Genomic DNA, 12,069 nt, shown 5'->3' with positions numbered 1-12,069 from the left:
CGCGCCGGTTGACGCAGATGCCGCATTCGCCAGGGCTTGACCGTAGCAACGACGGCCAGGACCACACGGTTTTGCCGTACGCACGGCTCGCCATTTCGCCGCAGTTTTCCCAGCCCTGTCGACGGAGCCGGAAACTTACAGACGAGACGAAGCCTAGCAGCGCCGCTCGTCGGAACGCAGCCTTGGGCTCACGGAGAGCAATCCGCCCTGCCCTTGGCGTCTCGCACCCGAACGCTGCCGCGTCCACCGCAAGCCCGGCTCGCGAACATGACGACCACAAGATCGCCCCTCAAGGATGAGCCGGGATGGGCGACACATACGCCAATTCCGAATTTCGGTAAAGCGGAATCTTTTTGCGGCGGCGGATTGACAGAGGGGCGAAACAGGCGCGGTCCCGTAGCCCGGATGAGCGAAGCGACATCCGGGGTCTTGCCACAAGCGACAGCGGTCCCGGGTGTCGCTGCGCTCACCCGGGCTACCAGAGCTCACCGCTTCGTTCGCACCGGCGTTCCGTCCGCCATGAGTGTCACTCCCTTCCGTTCGACAATCATCCCGTAGGCGTGCGGCTGACGGTGAACGTCGAAATTGAAAGTGGTGCGCTTGTAGGAGTTGCAGAGATCGAGATCGCAACGGGCGAGCGCGATCTCGTCGCCCTTGGTCGTGCATCGCGCGATGATCTCGCCGGAGGGCGCGATGACGCAGCTACCGCCGATGTGGTCGACGCCCTCCTCAACACCGGCCTTGGCGACGCCCACCACGAAGGTGCCGTTCTGGTAGGCGCCAGCCTGCATCACCAGATGATTGTGAAACAGCGAGAGATCGTCATGCTCGGGCGCCGGCGGATTGTGCACTGGCGTGTTGTAGCCGATCATCACCATCTCGACGCCCTGCAGGCCCATCACCCGGTAGGTCTCGCTCCAGCGGCGGTCATTGCAGATCGCCATCCCCATCACGCCGCCAAAGGCCTCGGTCACGCCAAAGCCATCGCCTGGATCGAAATAGCGCTTTTCCAGATGCTGGAATTCGCGCCAGGGCTCATGCTCGGCATGCCCGGGCAGATGAACCTTGCGATATCTGGCGACGATGGCGCCACTCTTCTCGACCAGGATGGAGGTATTGTAGCGCCTCACAATTCCGGCCTCGACCGTCAGCTCGGCATAGCCAAGGTAAAATCCGATACCAGTTTCGCGCGCGAGATCGAACAAGGCTCTCGTCTCCGGCCCTGGCATCTCGCGCTCGAAGAAGCTGTCGATCTCCGTCTGATCCTCGAAATACCAGCGCGGAAAGAACGTGGTCAGCGCGAGCTCGGGATAGACGATCAGGTCGCAGCCGTTGGCGTGCGCCTGGCGCATCAGGGCCATCAGGCGCGCCACGACCGCGGTTCTGGTCTCGGTTCGCGCGATAGGGCCAAGCTGGCCGGCCGCGATCGTCACAAATCTCGTCACGAATCTTTCCCTCGTCCGCTTCCCGGGTCAGGTCGCGGCAGAGACTATCGCGCGATGCGCCGCGCGCACAGCCTCGCTGTCCGGCACGGTGCCCAACCGAGAGGCAGCCCGACCGTCATGTGGAAAGTACCGAGAACAGATAATCTCGCAAACCTCCGCTCGTGCTGCTCAGGCGATCGAGCATGGGCAGCTACACGCCTACCGGGGGGAAGATGCATCTCACGGAGCGCGACTTACCAACCCGCCGATGCAGGTTCGTTGAAGAACATCGTCTGATCGCGCGCCGCCATGCGCGAGGGCTGGCGTCGACGGTGCCTCTCCGCACTGCGCTTGTTCGGAACGGTCCGAGCTGCTTGCTTCGGCGTCGCATCAGGCTGCGCCACCATTGCAAAAGCTTGGCGGGGCTTCTCCTGCGTGGGAAGCGCGTCGGCGACGGCAGGTGCGGGAGTCGGCGGAACCGACTCGGCTTTGGACAGCGATATTTGCCGCACGCTGGTGTCCAGGACGATCTTCTCAGGCCAGGTTTGCGCGGAATGAACGCGCACAATCGACCGATCTGGCTCGGCCGGCGCGGCGGCGCTCACGGGGGCGGTCATGTACCGGTCGGCGAGGAAAAGGAGGGCGAGCAGAGCGCCGCCGGTGAAGACGAAATAGCGGATGAGCGGCATGGGTCCCTCGATCGCCTCGTTGTCGAGGCCCCTGCAGCAACGGGAAAGAGTGGCAATCGTTCCGGTGCGCTGTCGAGCAATCGTGGGAGACGCTCAGCCGCCCACTGGCATTCCGCTTGCTGCACGGGAGTCAAATCCCTCAGACCCGCAGTGGGTCTGTCTCATCGTGAGGCGATCATGCACCCGACGTCCCGTTTCGAAGCGACCATGCCGACACAGCTCCACGCATTGATCTCCGATCTGCGTTGGCGCTTGCAAATGATCGACGCCGACATTCTGGAGGAAGAACGGAAGGCCGGAATCTCCGATCCCCAAAACCTCGCCTACCCCATGCTAGCGCAGAACCTGCGGGCCCGGCGCGACAATATCCGGGTGAGCATCGCGATTCTCGAAAGCCGCCTCGAAAAGCGATCGACGGAGCGGCCGCGCGCGGCCTGATGCGGCGACGGCGATTGGCTCCCGTCGCACCCAGGTTAACGCGAAGGAACTCCCGTTGCCGATCTGCAACGGTTCCCGTCCGTCTGAAGCCGGACAAAAGAAACTCCCATTGCGGCCACGAACCCCTCTCACAACGCCGTGAGACGAGCAGGGGAACGACGATGCGTGCGCAAAGAGTCTGGGTGGTGAATGGGGCCGCCAGCGTCGAACAGTTGCAAACCAGATTGGACGATCTGAACAAGCGGCTCGGTCAACTCGAGACTCAGCACCCCGAGAGCTGGAAGGTCGAAGAGCTCAGATCGACTGCGCTCAGCCTGTCGCGCGAGATCGACGACATCCGCTGCGCCGAGGCGACGGCGGCGCTGAGCGAGCTCCTGCGGAAATAGCCGGCGTTCGCGATTCGCCCGTCGCGCAGGAACCAACGCCGCCTCCCCGCCATTGCCATGCCGAGCATGGAGCAAAATCATGACCAGGCACCTGACGCGGGCCGATCTCGCGCGCGGCGTGGCCGGCGCGGTATCCACGCTGGTCCTGTGCGCGACGATGGCATTCACCATCGCGCGCCACTTCGCTTTGTAAGGCATTTGGCGCTGTGAGGTATTTTCGATGACGTCCGACCCTGAGGAATCGGTCAGGCTGCAAGGCTACGGCGAGATGACCCTGCGTACGGCCGTCACGACGATGATGTTGCTTGCGCCGCGCGAGCGCGCGGATGCCGCCATCTTCCGCGTCCGCGACGGCGTCCGGCTTGCCTCAAGCGAGATTGCCGAACTCGCCTCCGAATGGGGCATCACGCCAACGCCGGAGATCAGGTCTCCGAACCTCGTCCCGGAGCAGCACTGGACCCGCGTCGTTCGCGGCATGGTGCGTGAGGCGCCGCTGCCGGCGCTGATGATTGCGTTTATGGTCGGCGTGCTGGTGGCGAGGCGGTAGTCCTCTGACCTAGCTTGCAACGCCGAGTTATCGAAACAGGCAATGCCGAGCCATGCCACCGCGACAGACCGCCCTGTCCGGCCAAATCGGCCGTGGACCCGCCCTGAAAATCGTTGCAAGAAGACGCTCCCGGGCGCCGGCGGCTGGTCCGCCAAGCTTGGGAACGAGCCTCTAGAAAAACGTCGACTTTTGGAAGAATGGTCGGAGTGGCAGGATTCGAACCTGCGACCCCTGCGTCCCGAACGCAGTGCTCTACCGGGCTGAGCCACACTCCGACAAGAGGCCGGCTTATAGCGTCGGGTTTGGCGCACCGCAAGCGGCCGAGCTGAGGAATCTTATCCCTGTGAAAACGGGTCTTGAAACGCTGATTTTACCGGCCGGCGAGACCGGCGCGGAAGCTGCCGCCCGGACATTGGCAGCCGGCGGGCTGGTCGCGTTCCCGACCGAGACGGTCTACGGGCTCGGGGCGGACGCCGGAAATGCCAGTGCCATCGCCCATCTTTACGCCGCTAAGGGGCGGCCGGCCTTCAATCCGCTGATCGCGCATGTCGCCGACCTCGCGGCCGCGCGCAGGATCGGACGATTCGACGCCTGCGCCTTGCGCCTTGCGGAGGCGTTCTGGCCGGGGCCGCTGACGCTGGTGGTGCCGAAGACGGAAAACTGCCCGGTGGCCGAGCTTGCCACCGCGGGCCTCGACACGGTCGCGATCCGCATTCCGGCCCATCCGGTGGCGCAGGCGATCCTGCGCGCCTTTGGCGGGGCGGTGGTGGCGCCGTCCGCCAACATCTCCGGCCACGTCTCGCCGACGCTGGCGGCCCATGTCGAGAGCGACCTTGCGGGGCGGATCGACCTGATCGTCGACGGCGGGCCTGTTACGGTCGGCGTCGAATCGACGATCGTCGGCTGTTTTGCGGCGCCGATGCTGCTGCGGCCCGGCGGGCTGTCTCGCGAGCGGATCGAGGCCGTGCTTGGTGCAGCGCTGGCGCGACTGCCCGCGGAGACCGACAGCGAAGACAGCCAGCCGCTGGCGCCGGGCATGCTGGCCTCGCATTACGCGCCACACGCCCATGTGCGGCTCAATGCGCTGGACGTCGCGCCGGGCGAAGCGCTGCTGGCGTTCGGCCCGGCGCGCCTGCCTGGTCTGGAGGCCGCCGTCGCCGTCATGAATTTGTCGCCCACCGGCGATCTCGATGAAGCCGCCGCCAATCTGTTCGGCTATCTTCGCGCCCTCGATGCTAGGGGGCCGCGGGCGATCGCCGTGATGGCGATCCCCGAAGAGGATCTGGGCGAAGCGATCAACGACCGGCTGCGCCGGGCGGCTGTGGCGCGATAAGAGCGAAGCAAGAGACAAGACAATGAACATTAATCATCCCGCCACCCCTCCGCTTGCGCCCGAGCTGATCGAACAATTCCGCAAGATCGTCGGCGAGAGGCACGCCATCACCGATGTAGCCGACATCGAGGCCTACGTCACCGAAGAGCGCAATCTGTTCCACGGCCGCTCGCCGCTGGTGCTGCGCCCGGGCTCGGCCGCGGAAGTCGCCGCAATCTGCAAGCTCGCCTCCGAGCACAGGATCGCGCTGGTGCCACAGGGCGGCAACACCGGGCTCGTCGGCGGCCAGACCCCGCACAATGGCGAGGTGGTGGTGTCGCTGCGCCGGCTCGACAAGATCCGCGAGATCGACACCGCCTCCAACACTATGACCTGCGAGGCCGGCGTCGTGCTGCAGATCGCGCAGCAGAAGGCCGCGGACGTGGACCGGCTGTTTCCGCTGTCGCTGGGGGCGGAGGGCAGCTGCACCATCGGCGGCAATCTCTCGACCAATGCCGGCGGCACGGCCGCGCTGGCCTATGGCGTCGCGCGCGAGATGGCGCTGGGGCTCGAGGTGGTGCTGGCGGACGGTCGCGTGCTCAACGTGCTGTCGAAGCTGAAGAAGGACAACACCGGCTACAATCTGCACAACCTGTTCATCGGCGCCGAAGGCACGCTCGGCATCATCACGGCGGCGACGCTGAAGCTGTTTCCGAAGCCGCGGTCGATCGAGACCGCCTTCGTCGGGCTGAAGTCGCCGGACGCCGCGCTGAAGCTGCTGGCGATCGCGCAAAGCGAGGCCGCCAATGCGCTGACGAGCTTCGAGCTGCTCTCCGAGATGGCGGTCGATTTCTCGATCCGCCACGGCATCGACGTGCGCGATCCGCTCGCGCAAAAGCATGCCTGGTACGTGCTGATGGAGTTGTCTTCGCCCGGCGACGACGCCCGGACGCCGCTGGAAACGATCCTCGGCCGCGCCATGGAGGACGAGATCGTCGACGACGCGGTGATCGCGGCCAATCTCACCCAGCGCGCCGGCTTCTGGAAGCTGCGCGACGAGATGTCGTCGGCGCAGAAGCCGGAGGGCGGCTCGATCAAGCACGACATCTCCGTGCCGGTGGCCACCGTCCCGGCCTTCATCGCCGAGGCCAATGAAGCCGTGGTGAAGCTGATTCCCGGCGCGCGGCCGGTGCCGTTCGGCCATCTCGGCGACGGCAATCTGCACTACAATGTCAGCCAGCCCATCGGCGCCAACACCGCGGACTATCTGGCGCGCTGGCACGAGATGAACGCGGTCGTGTTCGCCATCGTGCTGCGTATGGGCGGCTCGATCTCGGCGGAGCACGGCATCGGCGTGCTCAAGCGCGACGAGTTGCCCGACGTGAAGGACAAGACCGCAATTGAGTTGATGCGACAGCTCAAGGCGATGCTCGATCCGCTTGGAATCATGAACCCGGGAAAAGTGCTGTGAGTGCGCTCAAGATCGACGCGATCACCGAGGCCGAAGTCGAGCCCGTGGTCGCGCTGTGGCAGCGCTGCGGGCTGACGCGGCCGTGGAACGATCCGCATGCCGACATCGCGCTGGCGCGACGGCGCGACAATTCCACCATCCTGCTCGGCCGCGACAACGGCGCCATCGTCGCCACCGTCATGGTCGGCCATGACGGCCATCGCGGCTGGGTCTATTACGTTGCGGTCGATCCGGATAGCCAGAAGCGTGGCTACGGCCGAGTGATCATGGCGGCCGCCGAAGACTGGCTGCGCGCGGCTGGAATTTTGAAGCTCCAGCTGCTGGTCCGGCGCGGCAATGAGCAGGCCAATGCGTTCTACCAGTCGCTGGGTTTCGAGGAATCGACCTCGGTGATGTTCCAGAAGTGGATCGACGGCCGCACCACAACGCCAAGCAACTGAGATCGAAGCATGACCATATCCGACCGCGTTCGCATCAAGGACGTCCGCGTGCTCTCGGACGGCTGGACTCCCTTGAAGACCACGACGTTCGAGTACCGGCGCGCCAATGGCGAATGGCAGACGCAGCACCGCGAGACCTATGAGCGCGACAACGCCGCCGCCGTGCTGCCCTACAACCGAGCGCGGCGCACGGTGATCCTGGTGAAGCAATTCCGCTTGCCGGCCTTCATCCGCGGTTACGACGATCTCCTGATCGAAGCCGCCGCCGGGGTGCTCGACGACGCCTCGCCCGAGGTGCGCATCCGCGCCGAGGCCGAGGAGGAAACCGGCTATCGCCTGCACCGCGTCCACAAGGTGTTCGAAGCGTTTATGAGCCCCGGCGCCATCACCGAGAAGCTGCATTTCTTCGTCGCCGAGTACGAGCCGGAGATGCGAGTCAGCGACGGCGGCGGCCTCGAACACGAAGGCGAGGACATCGAGGTGCTGGAGCTCGGCATTGACGAGGCGCTGGCGATGATCGCGGACGGGCGTATCATCGACGCCAAGGCGATCATGCTGCTGCAGCATGTGGCGCTGCATGTGTTTCGGTAGGTTGTCTTCCTTCCTTCTCCCCTTGCAGGAGAAGGTGGCGCGAAGCGGCGGATGAGGGGTTTCTGTCCGCGCGCGCATCTCATGCAGTTGAGCACGCGGAGAGAGACCCCTCACCCGTCTCGCCGCTTCGCGGCGAGCCACCCTCGCCCGCAAGGGGAGAGGGGAAAAAGCGGACCTGGCTCTATCAGTGCAATTCTGACCTGCATTGCCTCGCCCCCCGTTGAGCTCACCCCCGACTATCTCTAGTCTGTCGCCAACAAGAACCAGGAGACGCGCCCCATGTCCGCTTCGCGCGACGACGAATTCGGCTTTGCGCCCGACTATGACGCCCCCGTTCCCTATATGCAGCGCACGCGGGACTATTACGCCGCGATTGGCTACACCACGGCGTATCGCTGGGCTCACTACACCGAGGCGCCGTTCCAGCCGCTAAAGAAGCCGTTGTCGCAATCAAGCGTCACCATCATCACGACCGCCGCGCCATACGACCCCACCAAGGGCGACCAGGGACCGGGCGCGGCGTATAATGGCGGCGCGAAATTCTACCAGGTCTATGAGGGCGACACGGCGAAGCCCCACGACCTTCGCATCTCGCATATCGGCTACGACCGCAAGCACACCACGGCCACCGACAACGGCACCTGGTTTCCGCTGCCGCAACTCTTGAAGGCGAGCGCGGCGGAGCGCATCGGCGAGGTGGCCCCGCGCTTCTTCGGCGCGCCGACCAACCGCAGTCATCGCGTCACCCTCGACACCGACGCGCCGGAAATTCTGGCGCGCTGCCTTGCCGACAAGGTCGATGTCGCCGTGCTGGTGCCGAACTGTCCGGTCTGCCACCAGACCACGGCGCTGGTGGCCCGGCATCTCGAGGCGAACGGCATTCCGACCGTGATCATGGGCTGCGCCAAGGACATCATCGAGCACGCCGCCGTGCCGCGCTTTCTGTTCTCGGATTTCCCGCTCGGCAATTCCGCCGGCAAGCCGCACGACATCGCCTCGCAGGCGCAGACGCTCGAGCTGGCGCTCAGACTGCTGGAGACCGCGAGCGGCCCGCAGACCACGATGCAGTCGCCGCTGCGCTGGAGCGAGGACGCTTCCTGGAAGCTCGACTACAACAACGTCGCGCAGCTCTCAGCCGAAGAGCTGGCGCGCCGCCGTGCCGAATTCGACAAGCAGAAGGAGATCGCGCGCGGCAATCGCGCCGCCTGACGTCCTCCGACAACCAAAGCAAACAGGGAGAGCGACGTGACGCGACCGTTCGAGGGCGTGAAGATCCTGGACTTCACGCAAGTGCTGGCCGGCCCATATGCGAGCTACCAGCTCGCGCTGCTGGGCGCCGACGTCATCAAGGTCGAGCGGCGCGAGGGCGAGGACATGCGCCGCACGCCGCTGTCGCGCGAATGGGCGGAGCGCGGGCTGGCGCCGTCGTTCCAGGCCATCAACGGCAACAAGCGCAGCCTGACGCTCGATCTGCAAAAGCCCGATGCGATCGCGATCGTGAAGAAGCTCGCCGCGCAGGTCGACGTCGTCATGGAGAATTTCCGCCCCGGCGTGATGGACAGGCTCGGCATCGGCCACGAGGCGCTGTCCGCGATCAATCCGAAGCTGATCTACTGCGCGGTGTCCGGCTTCGGCCAGACCGGTCCGGACCGGCTGCGCCCCGGCTATGACGGCAAGATGCAGGCGCTGTCCGGCATCATGGCGATCACGGGTCATCCCGAGACTGGGCCGACCCGCGCCGGCTTTGCGGTGTGCGACGTGCTGTCCGGCGCCACCGCTGCGTTCGGCGTGTCGAGCGCGCTTTACCAGCGCGACCGCACCGGCAAGGGCCAGCTCATTGACGTCTCCATGCTGGAGGCGACGATGGCGTTCCTGTCGGGGCAGATCGCGGACTGGTCGGTCGCGGGCCATCGCCAGCAGCTGTCGGGGAATCAGGCCGTCAGCCGCAGGACCACGGCGAATTTGTTTAGATGCGGCGACGGTCACATCCTGCTCGCCGTCAACAACGAGAAGCAATATCGCGCACTGATGTCTGCGCTCGGCCGCGAGGACACGCTCAGCGATCCGCGCTTTGCCGACTGGTTTGCGCGCAACGAGAACGAGCCGGCGCTGCGCGCCATCATCGAAGAGGCGCTCGCGGCAAGGCCTGCGCGCGAATGGGAGACCATTCTGGAAGACGCCGGCGCGCCCTGCGCCAGCATCTGGAAAGTCGAGGAAGTCATCGACCATCCGCAGATCAAGGCGCGCGGCGCGATCCAGGAACTCGATACGCCCTACGGCCGGCTTCGTTTCGCCGGCACCGGATTCAAGCTCGCGCATGGCGGCGGCAGGCTCGACCGGATGGCGCCGGAGCTCGGCGCGGATACGGATGCGGTGCTGGGCGAGCTGGGATTTGACGCAGCGGAGATCGCGGCACTACGGGCGCGGGAGATCGTGTAAGGGCGAAGCGCCTAAAACAACGACCCCTGCCCGTCATCAGCCGGCCCGGCCGCCGCTTTCCGCACCACCTTCTTCTTCGGCGCCTCCGCCTCCATGTCCTCCGCGCTGATCGGAAGGAGCAACTGGTCGTCGTCATTGGCGACGCGGTTGACGCGGGTGGAGACCGGGTGCCAGGCGAATTCGCCGATGCGCGGGGCGGTCATCAGCGGCAACACCGCATCGACGTCATCGCTGCGGCTGTCGAGCCAGCGCTCGAAATCGCGCGGGCTGATGGTGACGGGCACGCGATCATGGAGCGTGGCGAGATCCTCGCGCGCCGCCGCCGTGACGATCGCGACCGTGTCGAGCTCCTCGCCGTTCGGCCCGACCCAGGTCTCGAACACCGCTGCAAAGCCGAGCGGCGCGCCGTCGGCGCGATGGATGAAGAAGGGCTGCTTGCGCCCATCCTCCGCCTTCCATTCGTAATAGCCGGCGGCCGGAATCAGGCCGCGGCGCCGGCGAATCGCGTTCTTGAAAGCGGGCTTCACCAGCACCGTCTCGGAACGGGCATTGATCAGGAGCGAAAATCCCTTGGGATCCTTGACCCAACCCGGCAGCAAACCCCAGCGCATCAGGCGAAAATGGCGCGCGCCGTTCTCGCCCAGCACGACCGGAATCGGTTGTGTCGGGGCCACATTGAACCGGGGCGGGAAGTTCGGCTGCTCAATGTAGCCGAACAGTTGCCGCAAAGCCGCGGGGGCCGAAGTTATGACGAAGCGTCCACACATCCTTGAGGGCCTATATAGGGTCCGTTCAGGTCCTTTTAACCCCGAACGTTAACACTGCGGCAGATGAGCTCAACGGTCTCCCAGCCGGCGCGAATGCATGGACAGACGGGGCCCGAGGCTGCAGCCTGGGCCGAGCGGCTGCGCGTGGCCAACATCAACCCGCGGACCGGGCTTGCCACCGACTATCTCAACCATTTCAATGAAGCCGTGATGCTGCTGGAAATGGTCCCCGACATGCCGGAATGCGCGGAAGATTTTCTGACCTGGTCGCCGCTGTCCTATGCCGAGCATTTCACCGCCTCGAACTTCAAGGCCCGGGATCTGGCGATCGAGGCCTATGAAAAGGCCGACCCGAACGTGCGCGCCCAGTTCGACCACCTCACCGACACCATGACCTCGATCCTGACGGCGGTCGGCTCGGCCATGCGCGAGGTCGAGAAGGACACGACCCGCGTTCGCCTCGCTGAGCAGGCCGCCCACTGGGTCAAGCCGCTGATCGCGGCCTGCGGCGGCATCATCAATGGCGGCGCGGAAGCCGACATCGACATCATCATGGCGAACTGAGCCCGAGCAGGTGAAGTCATGGCTGCGATCGTTCAGCCCACCCGTCCCCAGATCGCGGTCAGTGCCGCGATTTTTCGTGACGGCAAGGTGCTTCTGACCCGTCGCGCACGTTCGCCGGCAAAGGGGTTCTATTCGCTGCCGGGCGGCCGGGTCGAGTTCGGCGAATCGCTGCACCAAGCGCTGGCGCGCGAGATCGACGAGGAGACCGGGCTAGATATCGAAATCATTGGCCTCGCGGGCTGGCGCGAAGTGCTGCCGGCCGCGGCCGGCGCCGGCCACTACCTGATCATGTCCTTTGCCGCCCGCTGGGTGGCCCGGGAGCCGGTTCTCAACGACGAGCTCGACGACTACCGCTGGATCGCCCCAAAGGCCCTGGCGAGCCTTGGCGACCTCAAGCTGACCGGCGGGCTGGAAGAGGTCATCCAGTCCGCTCACCGGCTGATGGGCCCCTGACGGCCCCGCCTTGCGTCTATCGCCCCGAGGAGGCATACACCCGGCCGATGTCGACGCGATTTCTGGCCATTTTTGCCCTGATTCTCGCCTGCGCCTCGGTGCCCACGAGGGCTCAGGACGGGGCAGCGCCGTTTGACGGCGATTTGCAGCGACTGGCGGAGATCCTCGGCGGGCTGCACTATCTGCGCGGCATCTGCGGGTCCAACGAGGGCAACAAATGGCGCAGCGAGATGCAGGCGCTGATCGATGCCGAAACCCCCGCCGGCGAACGCCGCACCCGCATGATCGCCGGCTTCAACCGCGGCTATAACGGTTTTCAGCAGACCTACCGGAGCTGCACGCCGGCCGCGACGGTGGCGATCCGCCGCTATATCGAGGAAGGCGCCAAGATCTCGCGCGATCTCACGGCGCGTTACGCGAACTGAGACAGCGGCGGGAACCCTGTCATCGACTTTGTACACAGCCGTTAACCGTTCCTAAAGATGTGGCCTAGCGGGCGTTAACGTGCGTGCTACACCTCTCGCACAGCGCATCGCCGTGGATTGCGC

General features: G+C 65.4%; 15 protein-coding genes and 1 tRNA gene. 12 read left to right on the top strand and 4 right to left on the bottom strand.

The window, feature by feature from the left end; genetic code table 11:
• Window positions 1–485: 485 nt before the first annotated feature.
• Together ACIPUD_RS25405 and ACIPUD_RS25400 are read right to left on the bottom strand one after the other, a co-directional pair.
• Window positions 486–1,445 (bottom strand): N-carbamoyl-D-amino-acid hydrolase, encoded by a 960-nt coding sequence (locus tag ACIPUD_RS25405; RefSeq protein WP_085352581.1) that lies wholly within the window; start codon window positions 1,443–1,445, stop codon window positions 486–488.
• A 233-nt stretch (window positions 1,446–1,678) separates the two neighbouring features.
• Window positions 1,679–2,113 carry a hypothetical protein gene (locus ACIPUD_RS25400; RefSeq protein ID WP_247298945.1) on the bottom strand — a complete coding sequence of 145 codons (435 nt, stop codon included), beginning with the start codon at window positions 2,111–2,113 and terminating at the stop codon, window positions 1,679–1,681.
• 258 nt (window positions 2,114–2,371) lie between these two features.
• On the opposite strand from ACIPUD_RS25400, the gene ACIPUD_RS25395 reads away from it, so the two are divergent.
• The 3 genes from ACIPUD_RS25395 (at window position 2,372) to ACIPUD_RS25385 (ending at window position 3,484) form a co-directional block, all read left to right on the top strand.
• Window positions 2,372–2,551 (top strand): hypothetical protein, encoded by a 180-nt coding sequence (locus tag ACIPUD_RS25395; protein WP_371258555.1) that lies wholly within the window; start codon window positions 2,372–2,374, stop codon window positions 2,549–2,551.
• A 161-nt stretch (window positions 2,552–2,712) separates the two neighbouring features.
• Window positions 2,713–2,937 carry a hypothetical protein gene (locus tag ACIPUD_RS25390; protein ID WP_026233665.1) on the top strand — a complete coding sequence of 75 codons (225 nt, stop codon included), beginning with the start codon at window positions 2,713–2,715 and terminating at the stop codon, window positions 2,935–2,937.
• 220 nt (window positions 2,938–3,157) lie between these two features.
• Window positions 3,158–3,484 carry a hypothetical protein gene (locus tag ACIPUD_RS25385; protein ID WP_446481762.1) on the top strand — a complete coding sequence of 109 codons (327 nt, stop codon included), beginning with the start codon at window positions 3,158–3,160 and terminating at the stop codon, window positions 3,482–3,484.
• 198 nt (window positions 3,485–3,682) lie between these two features.
• Here the strand turns inward: ACIPUD_RS25385 and ACIPUD_RS25380 are convergent.
• Window positions 3,683–3,759, bottom strand: a tRNA-Pro gene (locus tag ACIPUD_RS25380).
• A 68-nt stretch (window positions 3,760–3,827) separates the two neighbouring features.
• On the opposite strand from ACIPUD_RS25380, the gene ACIPUD_RS25375 reads away from it, so the two are divergent.
• The 6 genes from ACIPUD_RS25375 (at window position 3,828) to ACIPUD_RS25350 (ending at window position 9,737) form a co-directional block, all read left to right on the top strand.
• Window positions 3,828–4,817, top strand: a complete 990-nt coding sequence (locus tag ACIPUD_RS25375; RefSeq protein WP_204513870.1) for an L-threonylcarbamoyladenylate synthase — start codon at window positions 3,828–3,830, stop codon at window positions 4,815–4,817.
• 22 nt (window positions 4,818–4,839) lie between these two features.
• The gene (locus ACIPUD_RS25370) at window positions 4,840–6,267 is read left to right on the top strand and encodes an FAD-binding oxidoreductase (RefSeq protein ID WP_446481761.1); all 1,428 of its coding nucleotides are present in this window, start codon (window positions 4,840–4,842) and stop codon (window positions 6,265–6,267) included.
• Window positions 6,264–6,707, top strand: coding sequence for a GNAT family acetyltransferase (locus ACIPUD_RS25365; RefSeq protein ID WP_446481760.1), 444 nt, complete (start codon window positions 6,264–6,266; stop codon window positions 6,705–6,707). The genes ACIPUD_RS25370 and ACIPUD_RS25365 overlap by 4 nt, the downstream gene beginning before the upstream one ends.
• 9 nt (window positions 6,708–6,716) lie before the next feature.
• Entirely contained in the window at window positions 6,717–7,298 is a 582-nt protein-coding gene (locus ACIPUD_RS25360; protein ID WP_018458816.1) for an NUDIX domain-containing protein, read from the top strand.
• A 279-nt stretch (window positions 7,299–7,577) separates the two neighbouring features.
• Complete coding sequence (locus ACIPUD_RS25355) at window positions 7,578–8,507, top strand: glycine reductase (RefSeq protein WP_317244880.1); 930 nt, start codon at window positions 7,578–7,580, stop codon at window positions 8,505–8,507.
• A 36-nt stretch (window positions 8,508–8,543) separates the two neighbouring features.
• A complete protein-coding gene (locus ACIPUD_RS25350) occupies window positions 8,544–9,737 on the top strand; it encodes a CaiB/BaiF CoA transferase family protein (protein WP_446481759.1) in 1,194 nt (397 codons plus the stop codon).
• Window positions 9,738–9,748: 11 nt separating this feature from the next.
• Here ACIPUD_RS25350 and ACIPUD_RS25345 read toward each other — a convergent pair whose 3' ends face one another.
• Window positions 9,749–10,504 (bottom strand): SOS response-associated peptidase, encoded by a 756-nt coding sequence (locus tag ACIPUD_RS25345; protein WP_446481758.1) that lies wholly within the window; start codon window positions 10,502–10,504, stop codon window positions 9,749–9,751.
• Window positions 10,505–10,567: 63 nt separating this feature from the next.
• Between ACIPUD_RS25345 and ACIPUD_RS25340 the strand changes: the two genes are divergently transcribed.
• From ACIPUD_RS25340 to ACIPUD_RS25330, 3 genes are read left to right on the top strand one after another with little or no spacing between them, the layout of a single operon-like run.
• Entirely contained in the window at window positions 10,568–11,068 is a 501-nt protein-coding gene (locus tag ACIPUD_RS25340) for a hypothetical protein (protein WP_247473553.1), read from the top strand.
• An 18-nt stretch (window positions 11,069–11,086) separates the two neighbouring features.
• Window positions 11,087–11,521 carry an NUDIX hydrolase gene (locus ACIPUD_RS25335; protein WP_085352591.1) on the top strand — a complete coding sequence of 145 codons (435 nt, stop codon included), beginning with the start codon at window positions 11,087–11,089 and terminating at the stop codon, window positions 11,519–11,521.
• A gap of 47 nt (window positions 11,522–11,568) precedes the next feature.
• Window positions 11,569–11,946 carry a TIGR02301 family protein gene (locus ACIPUD_RS25330; RefSeq protein WP_007607220.1) on the top strand — a complete coding sequence of 126 codons (378 nt, stop codon included), beginning with the start codon at window positions 11,569–11,571 and terminating at the stop codon, window positions 11,944–11,946.
• Window positions 11,947–12,069 lie beyond the last annotated feature (123 nt).

Source organism: Bradyrhizobium sp. CAR08, from assembly GCF_052871955.1.
Note: the sequence above shows the minus strand (reverse complement) of the source record. Positions and strands in the feature narration are given on the sequence as shown.